13 protein-coding genes are annotated in these 15,292 nt (G+C 51.7%); 5 read left to right on the forward strand and 8 right to left on the reverse strand.

All coding sequences use genetic code 11. The features are described 5' to 3' along the window. Positions 1-147: 147 nt before the first annotated feature. On the reverse strand, positions 148-1,308 hold the full coding sequence (locus ACMGDE_RS15450) for an MFS transporter (RefSeq protein WP_436833722.1): 1,161 nt from the start codon (positions 1,306-1,308) through the stop codon (positions 148-150). 160 nt (positions 1,309-1,468) lie between these two features. Here ACMGDE_RS15450 and ACMGDE_RS15455 point away from each other — a divergent pair, with 160 nt between their 5' ends. Next, positions 1,469-1,975: a hypothetical protein gene (locus ACMGDE_RS15455; RefSeq protein WP_436833723.1), complete on the forward strand. Its 507-nt coding sequence runs from the start codon at positions 1,469-1,471 to the stop codon at positions 1,973-1,975. Between the two features lie 145 nt (positions 1,976-2,120). Further along, positions 2,121-3,593 carry an IMP dehydrogenase gene (gene guaB / locus ACMGDE_RS15460; protein WP_436833724.1) on the forward strand — a complete coding sequence of 491 codons (1,473 nt, stop codon included), beginning with the start codon at positions 2,121-2,123 and terminating at the stop codon, positions 3,591-3,593. A gap of 6 nt (positions 3,594-3,599) precedes the next feature. Here the strand turns inward: guaB and lat are convergent, their stop codons facing one another. From lat to ACMGDE_RS15475, 3 genes are all read right to left on the reverse strand, one after another. Continuing rightward, positions 3,600-4,934, reverse strand: a complete 1,335-nt coding sequence (gene lat, locus ACMGDE_RS15465; RefSeq protein WP_436833725.1) for an L-lysine 6-transaminase — start codon at positions 4,932-4,934, stop codon at positions 3,600-3,602. Between the two features lie 77 nt (positions 4,935-5,011). Beyond that, positions 5,012-5,905 carry a 1-aminocyclopropane-1-carboxylate deaminase/D-cysteine desulfhydrase gene (locus ACMGDE_RS15470; RefSeq protein ID WP_436833726.1) on the reverse strand — a complete coding sequence of 298 codons (894 nt, stop codon included), beginning with the start codon at positions 5,903-5,905 and terminating at the stop codon, positions 5,012-5,014. A gap of 87 nt (positions 5,906-5,992) precedes the next feature. Continuing rightward, positions 5,993-6,355: a hypothetical protein gene (locus ACMGDE_RS15475; protein ID WP_436833727.1), complete on the reverse strand. Its 363-nt coding sequence runs from the start codon at positions 6,353-6,355 to the stop codon at positions 5,993-5,995. A gap of 264 nt (positions 6,356-6,619) precedes the next feature. On the opposite strand from ACMGDE_RS15475, the gene ACMGDE_RS15480 reads away from it, so the two are divergent. Then, positions 6,620-7,657 carry an RluA family pseudouridine synthase gene (locus ACMGDE_RS15480; RefSeq protein ID WP_436833728.1) on the forward strand — a complete coding sequence of 346 codons (1,038 nt, stop codon included), beginning with the start codon at positions 6,620-6,622 and terminating at the stop codon, positions 7,655-7,657. Positions 7,658-7,719: 62 nt separating this feature from the next. Then, positions 7,720-8,589: an aminotransferase class IV gene (locus ACMGDE_RS15485; RefSeq protein ID WP_436833729.1), complete on the forward strand. Its 870-nt coding sequence runs from the start codon at positions 7,720-7,722 to the stop codon at positions 8,587-8,589. On the opposite strand, the gene ACMGDE_RS15490 is transcribed toward ACMGDE_RS15485, so the two are convergent. Both ACMGDE_RS15490 and ACMGDE_RS15495 read right to left on the reverse strand, forming a co-directional pair. After that, positions 8,583-9,881, reverse strand: coding sequence for a type IX secretion system plug protein (locus tag ACMGDE_RS15490; RefSeq protein ID WP_436833730.1), 1,299 nt, complete (start codon positions 9,879-9,881; stop codon positions 8,583-8,585). The genes ACMGDE_RS15485 and ACMGDE_RS15490 overlap by 7 nt on opposite strands. Before the next feature lie 28 nt (positions 9,882-9,909). Then, entirely contained in the window at positions 9,910-11,826 is a 1,917-nt protein-coding gene (locus ACMGDE_RS15495; RefSeq protein ID WP_436833731.1) for an ABC-F family ATP-binding cassette domain-containing protein, read from the reverse strand. A 114-nt stretch (positions 11,827-11,940) separates the two neighbouring features. Between ACMGDE_RS15495 and ACMGDE_RS15500 the strand changes: the two genes are divergently transcribed. Beyond that, entirely contained in the window at positions 11,941-12,972 is a 1,032-nt protein-coding gene (locus ACMGDE_RS15500; protein ID WP_436833732.1) for a quinone-dependent dihydroorotate dehydrogenase, read from the forward strand. A gap of 32 nt (positions 12,973-13,004) precedes the next feature. On the opposite strand, the gene ACMGDE_RS15505 is transcribed toward ACMGDE_RS15500, so the two are convergent. Both ACMGDE_RS15505 and ACMGDE_RS15510 read right to left on the reverse strand, forming a co-directional pair. Beyond that, on the reverse strand, positions 13,005-14,177 hold the full coding sequence (locus ACMGDE_RS15505) for a tetratricopeptide repeat protein (protein WP_436833733.1): 1,173 nt from the start codon (positions 14,175-14,177) through the stop codon (positions 13,005-13,007). A 4-nt stretch (positions 14,178-14,181) separates the two neighbouring features. Next, positions 14,182-15,291 (reverse strand): tetratricopeptide repeat protein, encoded by a 1,110-nt coding sequence (locus ACMGDE_RS15510; protein ID WP_436833734.1) that lies wholly within the window; start codon positions 15,289-15,291, stop codon positions 14,182-14,184. Position 15,292: the final 1 nt, after the last annotated feature.

Genomic DNA, 15,292 nt, shown 5'->3' on the forward strand with positions numbered 1-15,292 from the left:
TCTTCTCTTTCTATAAATTTACCTCAATAAAATAAGCGCTTAACGGTAGCAAGTCGACTTAATTTCATTAAGAACGGCAAAGGTATAAAATTTTTGTATAAAGGAAGCGTATTTTTACAGTTTATTGACGGTCGATTATGACGGTTATTAACTGGCTGACTGTTTGATTTTTGTGGTCAAAACAATGATCAAAATGCCCATGGAGGCAATCACCGTATAAGCCGCACGGAGGCCTGTGAATTCGGCGATGAAACCGATAAGGGGCGGTCCCACCAAAAAGCCACAAAAACCGATAGTAGAGACCGCAGCAAGTGCGGTGCCGGGCGATAGCCGACCCGATCGTCCGGCTAGGCTATACACCAGCGGGATAATGGCGGAAGAGCCGATACCCACCAGCAGAAACGCGAAGATGACCACCCCGAAGTGCGGATAGGCAACCGCCAGCAGCAGTCCGGCTGAGCTCAATGCCCCGCTCAAGATAAGCGTTGTCTTGGTACCGAAACGCTTCACCGTCCAATCCGACAGAAACCTGCCAGCGGCCATGCTGAAGAGAAATGCGCTCAACCCATATCCGATCAAGTGCTTTTCTGTACGGACGACCTGTTCCATATAAACGCCACTCCAGTCGTAAAGTGTCCCTTCGCCGATCATGGCGCAAAAGGCGATGGCGCCCAACACGGCCAACGGCTTGTCCGGTAGGGCAAACAGGGGCTCCTTTTTACGCTGCGTTGCCGGGTCATCACCGATCAGGTAGGCAGCAAGACCGATGATGGTCAGTGTCGCCGCAGCGGAGATGATCATGAAGTGGTGCAGGGGTATGATTTGGTGGTTGATCATCAGCGCCCCGATGCCCGCCCCCGCGAAGCCGGCGATGCTCCACATGCCGTGAAAAGCACCCATAATGGGTTTTTCGTAGTGCTTGCTCAAGGCTACCGCCTGTGTGTTGACCGAGATGTTGAGCAGGTTGCCTGCGGCTCCGAAACACACAAGGTTGATCATCAGGCTATACATTTGATTCCAATACCCGATGCCAGCGAGTGATAATGCATACAGGACCGCCGAGGCGAGCACGACGCGTTTGCTGCCCTGCCGGCCGATAATCCAGCCGGAAATAGGCAGCGAGCAAAGTGTGCCGATGGGTAAGGCAAATAACACAATGCCCAATTGCCCCTCTGAAAGTTCAAGCATGTTTTTGATATCGGGAATGCGGGATGCCCAGGAAGCGAAACATAGGCCGTAAATAAAAAAAGCCAACCCGATAGCCAGGCGGTGGAGGCGTGTAGCGTGATTCAGCGCGGGGCGATCCATAGGGCAAGTGTTTGAAATCTGGGCAAAGATACGATCGAGCAACAGGAAAATGAAGTGATTTCTGGTTTGCAGTTTGGCAAACTATTTGCTTCATCAACCGATAAAGCGGTTTTCCGAAAAAACCGTTCATACATTTACAGGTCACAAATACCATAACAAGATGAAAAAAGTATTTTTACCCCTATTAGTTGCTTCAATCGTAGTGTTGGGCATACAAGACACCTATGCGCAGAGCCGTTACAGAACCGCCCTGGGTTTGGGAGTCGATTTGGGAGATGGTCCGACATTGGTTGGGCCACAGATCAAGCATTTTTTTGACGGCACCAACGCGGGGAACGCACAAGTGCTATTTGGCGACGACGTCACCGTATTGGGTGTTGATTATTCGTACAACAAACCCATCGGTGGAACGAACGGTCTGAGTTGGTACGTGGGTGTTGGCCCACAGCTGGCCTTTATCGATGGCGGCGGTCCCTGGTTCGGTGACGACGACTGGGATGGCAACGAAACATTTTTCGCGCTCCGTCCTGCGGCGGGTTTGGAATTCAAGATCCCATCGGCGCCCTTTGCTTTTCACTTCGATTGGAAACCCTGGTGGAACCTGAGCAATAACAGCTTTTTCGAACCCGCACGTTTCACCTTAGGGTTTAAGTTCACCTTTAACTAAGCTAATCGTCGGTTAGCAGATCAACATGGTCCTTTCACTTGGTGTCGCTAAGCGAAGGGACCATTTTGATTTTCTTTTTACTTGTAAAAGACACAAAAAATCAGTACCTTTGCCCGGCAAATAGTAATCCCAACACATATTTGCCATGCATTTAGATCCTGAAAAATTCGTAGCTGAGGGCCTCACCTACGACGATGTGCTTTTAATTCCTGCTTACTCCGAAGTGCTGCCCCGAGATGTGGATACAACAACGCATTTGACCAAAGATATTCGTTTGAACATTCCCTTGGTATCGGCTGCGATGGATACGGTCACCGGTGCTGATTTGGCCATTGCACTGGCGCAGGCCGGTGGGTTGGGTATGTTGCATAAGAACATGAGCATCGCCGATCAGGCGGCCGAGGTGCGTAAAGTGAAACGCTCGGAAAGCGGTATGATACAAGACCCGGTGACGCTGCGCGAAGATGCTACGGTCAGCGATGCCTTCCAGATCATGCGAGAGCATAAGATCGGCGGCATCCCGATCATTGACAGTACCAATAGGTTGCTGGGTATCGTGACCAACCGCGACCTCCGCTTCCAAAAGGACATGAAGCGCCCCATTACCGAAATGATGACCAAGGAGGGGCTGGTCGTCGCACCGGTCGGTACCGACCTGCTCAAGGCGGAAGCCATCCTCCAGAACCATAAGATTGAAAAACTGCCTGTTGTAGACGATAACCATGTACTCGTGGGACTCATTACGTTCAAGGACATACAGAAGTACCGGCACTTTCCCAATGCGGCCAAGGACAGCCATGGCCGGTTGCTCGTCGGGGCAGCCGTTGGGGTGACCGCCGACACGATGGAACGGGTGGAAGCCCTGGTAAAAGCCGGGGTTGATGTCGTGACGATTGATACCGCGCATGGCCATTCCAAAGGTGTTATTGACAAACTGAAGGAGGTCAAAGCCGCATACCCTCGTCTCCAGGTCATTGTAGGCAACGTGGCTACGGCGGCAGCGGCCATTGACCTGGCCGATGCCGGCGCCGATGCGGTAAAAGTAGGGATCGGACCGGGTTCTATCTGTACTACCCGTATCATTGCAGGGGTGGGGGTACCGCAACTATATGCGGTATACGAGGTGGCCAAGGCGCTACGCGAACGGGGTGTTCCGGTGATTGCGGATGGCGGGATCAAACAGACGGGCGACATTGCCAAGGCCATTGCGGCAGGGGCGGATACGGTTATGGCCGGTTCCCTGTTTGCTGGTGTGGAGGAAGCTCCCGGTGAGACGATCATCTACGAGGGCCGCAAATTCAAATCATACCGCGGCATGGGCTCGGTAGAAGCGATGGAACAAGGCTCGAAAGACCGTTATTTTCAGGATGTGGAAGACGATATCAAGAAGCTGGTACCCGAGGGTATTGTCGGGCGTGTCCCCTATAAAGGTACCCTGACCGAAGTCGTATACCAGTATGTGGGCGGCCTGCGTGCCAGTATGGGTTATTGCGGAGCACCGAATATCAAAGCACTGCAAAATGCGCGTTTTGTGAAAATTACCGGCGCAGGTTTACGCGAAAGCCACCCGCATAACATCACCATCACGAAAGAAGCGCCCAACTATAGCCGGTCTTAATGAGCGTCATGCCAAGGCCGACAATACACGGTCGGCAACGGTTATCCCGCGGTCAATGGCTTCCTGCGGCATGATCAGTGCGGGCCTGAACCGGATAGCGCGGTCGCCGCATCCGAGAAACAGCACGCCCTGCTGCATGGATGCTTTCAAAAACGCGTCCCGGAGGGTTTTGTTCGGTAGGTCAAACGCGCAGAAAAGCCCTTTCCCCCTCACGTTGGATACCTGGGGGTGCCGGACAGCCAGGTCGAGCAGTTGCCGTTGCAGGTGACCGCCGTTGCGCTCGACCTGCTGCAAGAGTTGGTCTTCCTCGATGATTTCCAGTATCTTGGTGGCGCGCACCATATCCACTAAACTGCCACCCCATGTGGAGTTGATCCGTGACGGCACACGGAAAACATTCGTTTCGATCTCATCCAGCCGAGGGCCTGCGAGTATGCCACATACCTGCATTTTCTTGCCGAAAGCGAGGATATCCGGACGGGCATTCGCCCCGAAATGCTCATGGCCCCAGAACTTACCCGTCAACCCCACGCCGGTCTGTACCTCGTCGTAGATCAATAGGGCTTCGTTTTCATCAGCAAGTACCCGTAGCTGCTCCATAAACTCCATGCGGAAGTGGTTGTCGCCACCCTCGGCTTGTATGGGTTCGATGATGATAGCACAGATATCGTCCTGATGGTCCAAGAACGCCTGCTTGATCTGGTCGATGGACCGTGTTTCCCGCTGCTGCACATCGTCGAGGTTTTGCGCCGTCAGGGGAAAGGTCAGTGTTGGGTTGCTCACCCGCGGCCAATCAAATTTAGCAAACCACTTGGTTTTATCAGGGTGGGTGTTGGTAAGGCTCAGGGTATAACCCGACCGACCGTGGAATGCCTGCTCGAAGTGAAGGACCTTCGTGCCTTTTTCACGCGGATAGCCTTTCCTGAAATTCTGCTGCACCTTCCAGTCCATCGCGGCTTTCAACGCATTTTCGATGGCGAGCGCCCCACCCGAAACAAAAAATGCGTGGGGGAGGTAAGCGGGGACAGCCACCCGTCCGAATGTCTCTACAAAGTGTGCATATTCAACGGTGTATACATCAGAATTTGAGGGGTTTGTCAACGCAGCGCGAAGCAGGCTTTGGACAAACGCATCGTCACCGGTCATCTTCGGGTGGTTGTACCCCAACGGTACAGAGGCAAAGCAGGTGAAAAAATCCAGCAGTTCTCGCTGATGCTTCGCATCGTAGATGGTGACCCCCTGGCTGCGTTCCATATCGAAGGTCATATCATAGCCATCGGCCAAAATGTGTTTCGCTAATGTCTGATGTACTTCGTCAGGTTTTACGGCTATTTTATACATGGTGTACCATGGATTGGTTATCCCCAAATGTACACCTTTAGTGGGTGAGTGGCAAATATATCAGCGGATATTTGTCCTCATCCAAACCGCTCGTACATGCCCAGGATGCCTGTTAGTCCGCCGGTGTGGAGGACAAGTATCCGATCTCCGGCATTGAAATAATCGCGTTGCGCCAGATCAAAGAGGCCATAGAACACCTTGCCGGTATACACCGGCTCAAGGAGGATACCGGTATTTGCACTGAATTGCTTGATGAATGCCAGCAATTCGGGTGTCGTCTTGGCATATCCACCAAAATGATAGTCCGTGTGCAATATCACGTCTGGCGGGGCATCATCCGGATACAATCCGGCAATGGCGGCTGAAAGGAATTCCCCACCGGCCAATATAGGAACGCCATGGATCTTCGTGCTTCCGCCCCGTTGCCGGCTGCCTGCCGCCAATCCCGCCAGTGTCGTGCCCGTACCGCAGGCACAGAAGAGGTGGTCGTAAGGTTGGTCCAGATCTTCGAAGATTTCTGCGCAACCGTTGGCGCCCTCCACGCTGTATCCGCCCTCATCGACGAAATAGGCGTCCTGTGCTCCTCCGAAGGATTGCTCGAATAGCGCCGGTTTATCCCGATAAGCCCTCCGGTCCGCATACCGCAGCTCCATGCCGAAGACCTTGCATAAGGTGAGCAGTGGATTGGAAACGGCTTCTCCCCGTACGAAAGCGGTGGTCTTGAACCCGAATCTGGCTCCAGCGCAGGCGGTAGCCAATAGGTGATTGGACCACGGTCCGCCGAAGGTAATCAAATGCTTCTTGCCATCGTCGTAGGCCTTTTGAAGGATATACTTCAGCTTGCGCCACTTGTTGCCCGAAATGAATGGATGGATCATGTCGTCCCGTTTGATGTGCACGGTGATCGACTTTTCCCTGAATAATGGGAAATCGAGGGGTTCTATAGGGCTATGGAAATCGAATGGAAGCATGCTGTTTCCGCAAACTTAAGTAAAATGCATGGCATAGCTTAAACGTCAGCTGGACTTATCCCAAATTTAGTGTGTCCTTGGATCCTGTCAAAGCGACTCCGGCTGGACTGCTTCCTTGCAACTCATTGCCGCAGGCTTCCGCCTCAAGCCGGCGGAGGGCTCCCACTTGGACGCACCCAAGTGGGCAAGGCGCTTCGGCTGCCTGCTCTGTTGCATCCGTTGTCGCATGCCCGGCAACGAACCGAAGCCACCCCACCGGATTGCCTTACGTTCGTCAGTTCGCTGTCTTTCGTAAGCTTCGCGGTGATAGCATATCCAGGGCATGCCGGGCTGCCGGTTGCTGTCTACGCAGGCTATGCCGGTCCGGTGCCACCCGATACCGTCACTGCCTTGGCATGCCGACAGGGGTACCCCTCCCAACTCCCGCAGGAGCCAAAAGCGGGAAGGCATTGAAGCCGGAGGAAGCGCTGAGCAGCAAAGCCATGGCAGCCCCAACCATGCTGGCAGCAGACCAAGTGTATGGAGGAAGTGCAGCGAAGCGGAACGGCTTCAATGCACGCCATATATAGGCTTTGCAAACAAGCGCAATAGCGGCTTCCGGCCTGACCGCTTGGCTCCAAGCATCCCCGCTTGACTCCAAGCATCCCCGCTTGGCTCCAAGTGTTTTTACAGCGCGAATATCGAATTTACCGCGTATTTAGCTAAGTTTGCGCCATGGCAGACGAGTTGGAATTGCAGGAGTCAGACGAGCAGGATTTGTTTGAACACCTGCGTATCACGGTAGATAAGGGACAGGCCTTATTACGCATCGATAAGTTCTTGATGAACAGGATCGAGAATGCTTCGCGCAACCGTATCCAGAACGCCATCGCAGCCGAAACCGTACTAGTCAACGGTCAGCCGATCAAGGCCAGCTACAAGGTGAAACCCCTGGATGTGATCTCGGTGGTGCTGCCCCATCCGCCGCGCGATACCGAAGTCTATCCGGAAAACATACCGTTGGACATCCCATATGAAGACGATGACCTCTTGATCGTCAATAAGCCTGCCGGGATGGTGGTGCACCCGGGATACAACAACTATACGGGTACCCTGGTCAATGCGTTAGTATATCATTTTTCAACCATGCCCCAGCTGCCCGGAAACGAGGGCCGGCCCGGACTGGTACACCGCATCGACAAGGACACCAGCGGACTGTTGGTCATTGGTAAAAATGAATGGGCGTTAACGTATTTGGCCAAACAGTTTTTCGATCATAGTATATCGCGCAAGTATATCGCCCTCGTATGGGGCGATCTGGAAGAAGGCGGCACGGTCAGCGGGTATATCGGCCGCAGCGTGCGGGACCGGAAGGTGATGGCGGTGTATGACGATCCGGATAAGGGGAAATGGTCGGTCACCCATTATCGCGTGTTGGAGCGCTTGGGCTATGTGACCTTGATCGAATGTCAACTGGAGACCGGCCGTACGCACCAGATCCGCGCGCACATGCAATCCATCGGCCGGCCGCTATTCAACGACGCAGTGTATGGAGGCGATCGCATCGTGAAGGGCACGGTATTCAGCAAATACAAGCAATTCGTCGAAAATTGCTTCGCCCTGTTGCCCAGGCAGGCGCTTCATGCGGAGCGTCTTGGATTCGTACACCCCACGACCAAAATACAAATGGAATTCAGCACACCATTGCCCGAGGATTTTCGTTTATGTTTAGAAAAATGGAGAGGGTACGTCGCTCAGCAGGAGAAGGGGTAGGGGCAAGGTGGCACGAGCAAAGGTGAAAAGAATAAGGATTAGGGAATTCAAATTAACGATTCATGCCAGTACATTATATCGATTTTAATCATACACTAGTGCCTGAGAAAGAGGCCATTTTTACCGGGGATAACCGGGGTTTCCGGTATGGCGACGGCGTTTTTGAGACGATGCGATGGATGGATGGGGATATCCGTTTTCTGCGTCTTCACGTGGAGCGGCTTCATCGGGGGATGAATATGTTGCAGTTGGAGCGGGCTGCCGACTTTGATGAGCAATTTATCCGTTCGCGTGCAGCCATGCTGATCCGCAAAAATGGGTTAGAAGGTCAGCATGTGCGGGTACGGCTTCAGGTTTACCGGAATGGCAATGGACTGTATAGTCCCCTGCAGAATGATGCAGCTTACGTGATGAATGTATCGAGGCTCGACTCGGATGACGTGAAGCATCAAAAGCTCGGCCTGATCGTCGACGTGTATACGGAATATCGCAAGCCTTACAGCGAACTGTCGAAATTGAAATCTGCCAATGCCCTGGTGTATGTAATGGCCGGACTATACCGTAAAAAGAAAGGGCTGGACGACGTGCTGATCCTGAACCAAGAGGGGTTTCTCTGCGAATCGCTTAGTTCGAACGTATTCGTATGGTATGACAAGAAGCTGTACACGCCGGCCATCAGCGAGGGCTGTATCGACGGCGTGATGCGCAAGGTGATCATCGAAATCGCCCTGGAAAACGGACTGGAGGTCATCGAAGCCCAGATCAGTCCCGACATCCTGAATGAAGCCGATGAAATATTCCACACGAATGCCATCCATGGCGTACAATGGGTGATGGGGTATAAGCAGAAGCGCTACTTCAATCGGATTTCGCGCATGTTGCAGGAAAAGCTGTTGGCGGTTGGCGACCGGCAGGTGACCGGTGATCAGTGATCGGTGGCTATTACGGTATATCCGACCAATTCATCCCAGGTCGTTCCCTGGCGGCGGTTGTAGATCAGGATCTGATAGGTATTGTCTGTTTCGAAGTGGCTGCCACTGGAAAAGGATAGATCGGCTGCTCCCGAGGCGTCGACATGGACGTATTCATAGTCGTACAACCCCTGTTTGAGCAGGAGGGTGCATACCCATCTCTTCTGCTGCGCATCGTACACCATCTTGTTCGATTCGTCTCGGGTGTAGCCGTTAAATCCACCTACGACATACACCGATCCCGTCGTGACGGCATCGTCATCGAGGGTAAAGGTGACCCAGACGTAATCAGATTCCGTATCGGCATCAGTTCGGTCCTGATTGCGGATGAAGAAAGCGCCGTTTTCATCAAATGTGGAGGCGTAGGCCGTTCCGGCATCCTGTTGATCGGGTACGAGCGTGGCCCGCACCGCGCTGTCTATCTCGAGGTTGGCCACCCGTTCGGATGCCAGGCGGGTACTGCGGAGGTCAATGTATCGAAACTCGTTGCCTCCCGCAAAATCCAGCGTCCTGTTGTCGTTGTAGGTGAGCTCCTTGTTGTTGACAAATAGGGGAGTGGTGAGCCATTGCTGGATATCGGGCCGCTGGTTTTGCATGACCAAGATCTTGACATCCTGGTAGGGATTATTGATGGTCAGTCCCCCGGTGTTGACCTTAAGGTTCAGTTTTTGGTTATTCCTCCGTTTGGCCACATCCATCGAAGGGACCAACTCCGGGGATACCGTCATCAACGGCGCCAATACGTAGAAGCGTCTGCTGATGATCAACCGGGTTTTATCGGCATCTTCATATACTTTGAGCAGGTAGTTGCCCGCCAACTTCGGTTTGACATTGTTGGTCGGGAACTCAACGCGATAGTGCGTATACGGCTGAAGCGTATTGACGGACGGTTGATATGTCAGGATACGCTCCTCGTTAAAGCCTTCGGCATATTCCAGCGGGGATAATCTACTGGCCTTCCAATCGGCATCGCAATGCTCGATGCTGAAGTAATAATTGCGGACATCCCCCCGCAGATCATCAAAAGACAGGGTCAATTGATCGTCGCTGTGCAGCTCCATGACCGGCAACGTATACTCTTCATCCAGCGGGTGGAATTGGACCGTCTTGATCGCCGGGAGGTAATTGATGTTGTCATAGACCAACTCTTGTTGCGGACTGCGCTCGCGTGATGCACGCTTTTTCGCTTTCTGCGCCATCGCACACAGCGCCACCTGTGCAAGTATTACCAGTATAACAAATTTCTTCACCATCATATACCAAACTCCCAATCACCAACCGCTAACCCTCCAGTGTCATGATTTCTTCCGCCAGCCTTTCCCATTGCCCCTGGAGTGCCGTCAACTCTTTTTTGAGTGCATGGTATCGATCCGATACGGCACTTAATGTTTCACTATCTGCATAGGTGCTTTCCTGGGCCATCACCGATTCGGCGTCTTTAATGTCCTTTTCAACATCCGTAATGCGTTGTTCAAGTTCTTCCAGTGTTTTATGCAACTTTTTCGTTTGCCGGTCCTTGTCTTCGCTTTTCTGCGGTTTATCCTTTTTGGGCTCCGGTTTCTCGGTTTTGGATTCCTTCTTGGCTTCGACAGCAACTGGCCCTCGCCTGGCCATCCAATCTTCGTATTCCTGATACGTGCCCGGATATTCCTTGATTTTGCGGTCTTCGATGTACCAAATTTTGTTCGCGACGTTATCCAACAGATATCGATCGTGAGAAACGACGATAAAGGTACCTTCAAATTGTTTAAGGGCCTGGATGAGAATATTGACAGACTGGATATCCAAGTGGTTGGTCGGCTCATCCAGCACCAGGAAATTGGCATCGGCGGTGAGCGCTTTGGCCAGGGCTACCCGCGATTTTTCACCCCCTGAAAGCACGCGAACTTTTTTGAACACGTCGTCTCCGGTAAAAAGGAAACAGCCTAAGATCGAGCGCAGTTCGGTCTCGGTATGTTTAGGGGCAAACGTCTGCAGTTCACGCAGGATCTCATTGTCGAGATGCAAGGCTTCCAGCTGGTGCTGTGCGAAGAACGTCTGCGTGACGTTATGCCCGGTCTCGCACGTTCCATTGAAATCCTTGTCGGCATTGGCTACGATGCGCAATAGGGTCGATTTACCCTTGCCATTGGCGCCGATGAGCGCGATTTTATCGCCCTTCTCGATGATCGCGTCTGCGTGTTCGAGGATGGGGATACCGGGATACGATTTGCTGATGTTTTCCAGGCGTACGACGTGCCGTCCGGATTGTTTGCTGAACTTGAAACGGAAGTTGACGGAGGGATTGTAGTCATCCACATCTTCTACCTTTTCCATGCGTTCCAATGCCTTGATACGGGATTGCACCATCTTCGCTTTGCTGGCCTTAGCGCGGAACCGTTCGATCAGCCGCTCTTCCTGTTTGATTTTAGCCTGCTGGTTTTTATACTGGTTGCCCTGTATTTCTTCGCGCAGCGTCCTTTCCTCCAGGTAGAAGCTGTAGTTGCCGGCGTATTGGACGAGCTTGCCCCGTTTTGACTCAACAATGATGTCGACCACGCGGTCAAGGAAATAGCGGTCATGCGACACGATGACGATTGCGCCCTCGAAGGCCTGCAAGTAATTTTCCAGCCATTTGATAGAAGGCAGGTCGAGGTGGTTGGTCGGCTCGTCGAGCAACAGGATGTCGGGCGTTTGGAGCAATATCCTCGCCAGCATTACCCGCATCCGCCAGCCCCCTGAAAATTCGGCTAGCCGCCGCTTTTGGTCGTTGTCACTGAAGCCCAAGCCCGCCAGGATTTCATGGGCGCGGTACTCGATGTTATAGCCATCCAACGCTTCAAATTCGGTCTGTTTGTCACTGAGTTTCTGGATGATATCATCCGAATAGTCGGTTTCCAGTTTCTCAAGCAACCGTTCGATTTCCGTATGCAGCTGGTTTTGGCGTTCGAAGGCCTCCATGGCGACATGCAAAATACTTTTGTCAGATTGGTAGGACAGCAGATCCTGGTTGAGGTAACCGATCTTGATGTCCTTCGCCATCGATATCGTGCCTTCCGTAGGCTTGTATTCGCCGACGATCAGTTTCAGCAGGGTCGTTTTGCCCGTTCCGTTTGCGCCGATCAGGCCCGTTTTATCTCCCGGTTTAATATGCCAGTTGGCCTCGTCGTACAGTGCCCGGGCACCTATTTCAAATGTGAGATTATTTATCGATATCATTGCGGATGCAAAGGTAGTAAAAAGTCGTAAGTCGCGAGCGATCGGTTGTCAGCCATAAACCCTAAATCTAAAATCCTAAATCTAAAATCGTAAATCAATCCCTACCTTTGCGGCATGTATAAACTGATCAAGCCTTTGCTTTTTTCGCTCGACCCCGAGTCTGCACATCATACCGTTTCCAGCGGCCTGCGCACATTTTGCAAGCTGTGGGGAAGTAAGCGCCTGCTTGAGGCGATCTATGGCTATGACCATCCTAAACTGGCACGTGAAGTATTCGGGTTGAAATTCAAGAATCCCATCGGCCTCGCCGCTGGCTTTGATAAAAACGCCGAGTGTGTGGCGGAGATGGCGGCACTGGGGTTCGGGTTTATCGAGATCGGTACGGTAACACCCCGCCCGCAGCCGGGTAATGATAAACCCCGTTTATTCCGGTTGGTATCTGATGAGGCCCTCATCAACCGGATGGGATTCAACAACCAAGGAGTAGATGTAGCCGCGGCCCGGCTCCGCCAGCTGAAACACCGCCAGCACCTGATCATTGGCGGAAACATCGGCAAGAATAAAACGACGCCCAATGAAGATGCGGTAAGCGATTACATCAGTTGCTTCGATGCCTTATTCGACGTGGTCGATTATTTCGTGGTCAACGTCAGTTCACCAAACACCCCGGGCTTGCGCGCACTCCAGGAAAAGGAACCCCTGACGCATATCCTGAACACCCTGCAACAACGAAACCGAAAGAACGACCTATCGAAGCCGATTTTGCTTAAAATAGCGCCAGACCTGACCGATAGCCAATTGGATGATATCGTGGATATTGTTCGGGAAACGGGAATCGCTGGTGTCATTGCCACCAATACGACCATCGGGCGTGAAGGCTTGAACAGCGGGCAGCGCCAGACCTCGGAAGCGGGTGGACTGAGCGGTAGGCCCTTGGCTCGCCGTTCGACGGAAGTCATCCGATACCTGACCGCCAAATCCAATGGCGCATTTCCGATCATCGGCGTGGGGGGGATACACCAGCCGGAAGATGCCCTGGAAAAGCTGGAAGCCGGCGCTGCATTGATACAGCTGTACACCGGATTCATCTATGAAGGACCCGGTCTGATCAAGCGGATATGCAAAAAAATAGCCCATGGAAACTAATCCATGGGCTGCTTTATCCTGTTGACCCGAAGCTATTGCAACGCATCTATGCGCGCCTGCAACTCATCGATTTTGGGTTTATCTTCCTTGATCTCGTAATACTTCTTCAGGTTGGCCAATGCCAAATAGGATTTGCCATCCACTTCGACGGCCTTTTCCAGATAGGGGAGTGCCGAATCAAACATGGCGTAAGCCTTTTTGATCTCTACATCGTATTCCGCTTGGGGGAGACTGGCGTTGTTCGTTTTGTTAAACAGGTCAATACCATTATTTAAGATCAAGCCTCCAAGGTTGATGTTCGCCTCGAGGTAATTCGGGTCGATCTCCAACGCTTTTTTATAAGCCGCCTCTGCCTTTGTCATGTCACCTGTTTCGCTGTATGCAATGCCCAGGTAATAGTGCAGGTTTTTATTGTCCGGTGCCTGGCTTATTTGTTCGTTGATTGTATTGATGATCTTCTCTTCATTACCCGCCATCAGGTTCAACTCGATGTTTTGCGTAGCTATTTCGTTGTCTTGCGGATATTTGGTGGCTCCCAATTCGGCATACTTGATGGCATTGGTGGTATCACCCTGCATCAAATACAAACGCGATACATCCAGGATGATCTGTTTGTTATTGGAAAAGCTATCGATTGGCACAAGCGCCACATATTTTTCCAACGCATTATCGTAATTCTTCGTATTCACCGCTGCCAGTCCCGAATAATACAACAGCGTCGTATCACCGGGAAGGTACTTCAATCCGCCGTCAAATGCTTTGTATGCGTTTTCAAAATCCTGGCTATCCCAGGCTTTCACCCCTTGGTTCAATTGATACTGTGCCAAGATCGAGTTGAGTATATTCAAGTTGGCCTCGTTTTCCTTTTCCGTGTCGAGGCTTACGGCCTTTTCGCGGGCAGCCATGGCCTTCTGGATCGTACTGTCGGCTCCTCCGGTAGAGTCCAGCAGGGCCAAGTCTGCATTTACCAATGCATAATACGTCCACGTTTCGGCCAATCCGCTTGTTTTTTCGTGTGCTATCGCCTTTTCCAATGCTTCTTTGGCGGTATTCAAGTCAGCCACTCCCAACGTGGGATTTCCGATGGCCTTCACTTCATTGTACTTATCATAGCTCGCTTTTGCCTTTCTGACGTTGCTGGTTTGCGAAAAGGCAGCGGACGTTGCAAGTACCAACGCGCCTAATAAAATGGATTTCACTTTCATGATCTTAGTTTATTGTGAGTTGATTTAATATATTATTTACTCGTTCCAATTGGATGATATCTCCCGACTGATCGTAAAGGACTGCCAGGGATTTCAATGTATTCACCTCGGAAGGCCTGATTTGATTTGCTTTCAACAAATATTCCTGTGCTTTGTTTTGCTTATCTTGATTTTCAGGACTGGCAATGTACTCCCTTAAGTACAATAGACCAAGTTCCAGATTGCCGTCAAAGTTGTTTGCATCGAGGCTGATGACTTTTTCATAAAATTTCTTGGCAGCGTCTGTATTGCCTTCCATTTCATTGGCATAGCCTGCGATGTAATTCAGGTTTACATTCTCCGGCTCATGCCCGATCGCTTCGTTTGCTAAGGGTACGATTGCGCCATACGATTCGTTAGCGAGGTGCGTGTTGATCAGGGAAAACAAAATCTCCTTGCTTTCCGGAAATTGCTCCCTGCCGGTGAGCAGCGTGTTGAGCACAGCACCGCCATCGCCCTTTTTCCGGTACAGCTCCGCCAACTCCAGAATGTAAACAGGGGAAGAGGTTTCCCGCTGGCCGATAAATCCTTGATAGCGTTTGATAGCATCATCATCTCCGCCGGTTTTGGTGCTCAATACCGCCAAATTGTGCTTCACGTCGATCGCTGATCCGCTGATGGAATCCACCTTGCGATATTGTTGGAGGGCATCCTGATAATTCGCATTTGCGACTGCACGGTTCGCTTTGATGAGGTAAGCATTGGCCAGTGATCGCTTGATGTAGTCGATCTCCGGACCATGTTCGTAGCTCAGCTGCTTATTGGTCATTCGCTTAAGCGTAGCCAACGCGACGTCTGTCGGGTCAAGCGTATACTTTTGCGTGCGGTTGGAATCGACCACCGCTAAGGTGCTGTAAACCAAACCACGCAATAAGTTATTTCTGAAACTACTCGTATCGCGTCTGGTTTTATACGCTTCGTCGGCAAATTTACGCGCGGCTTCCAAATATTTGAATTCCTTCGATTTGGTATAGAGTGCGAAATTATTGTTGCCTTCCTTAAGGTTGGATTGCGCAAAAACAGGCAATGAAGCGACTGCAAATGCAGCAGCAATAAAAACTGCTTTTATTTTCATT

The sequence above is a fragment of the Parapedobacter brassicae genome (assembly GCF_051400755.1).
Taxonomy (GTDB): domain Bacteria; phylum Bacteroidota; class Bacteroidia; order Sphingobacteriales; family Sphingobacteriaceae; genus Parapedobacter.

Coding starts and splice junctions, on each gene's coding strand:
- ACMGDE_RS15450 (WP_436833722.1), bottom strand. CDS start 1,308: ATGGATCGCCCCGCGCTGAATCACGCTACACGCCTCCACCGCCTGGCT.
- ACMGDE_RS15455 (WP_436833723.1), top strand. CDS start 1,469: ATGAAAAAAGTATTTTTACCCCTATTAGTTGCTTCAATCGTAGTGTTG.
- guaB (WP_436833724.1), top strand. CDS start 2,121: ATGCATTTAGATCCTGAAAAATTCGTAGCTGAGGGCCTCACCTACGAC.
- lat (WP_436833725.1), bottom strand. CDS start 4,934: ATGTATAAAATAGCCGTAAAACCTGACGAAGTACATCAGACATTAGCG.
- ACMGDE_RS15470 (WP_436833726.1), bottom strand. CDS start 5,905: ATGCTTCCATTCGATTTCCATAGCCCTATAGAACCCCTCGATTTCCCA.
- ACMGDE_RS15475 (WP_436833727.1), bottom strand. CDS start 6,355: ATGCCTTCCCGCTTTTGGCTCCTGCGGGAGTTGGGAGGGGTACCCCTG.
- ACMGDE_RS15480 (WP_436833728.1), top strand. CDS start 6,620: ATGGCAGACGAGTTGGAATTGCAGGAGTCAGACGAGCAGGATTTGTTT.
- ACMGDE_RS15485 (WP_436833729.1), top strand. CDS start 7,720: ATGCCAGTACATTATATCGATTTTAATCATACACTAGTGCCTGAGAAA.
- ACMGDE_RS15490 (WP_436833730.1), bottom strand. CDS start 9,881: ATGGTGAAGAAATTTGTTATACTGGTAATACTTGCACAGGTGGCGCTG.
- ACMGDE_RS15495 (WP_436833731.1), bottom strand. CDS start 11,826: ATGATATCGATAAATAATCTCACATTTGAAATAGGTGCCCGGGCACTG.
- ACMGDE_RS15500 (WP_436833732.1), top strand. CDS start 11,941: ATGTATAAACTGATCAAGCCTTTGCTTTTTTCGCTCGACCCCGAGTCT.
- ACMGDE_RS15505 (WP_436833733.1), bottom strand. CDS start 14,177: ATGAAAGTGAAATCCATTTTATTAGGCGCGTTGGTACTTGCAACGTCC.
- ACMGDE_RS15510 (WP_436833734.1), bottom strand. CDS start 15,291: ATGAAAATAAAAGCAGTTTTTATTGCTGCTGCATTTGCAGTCGCTTCA.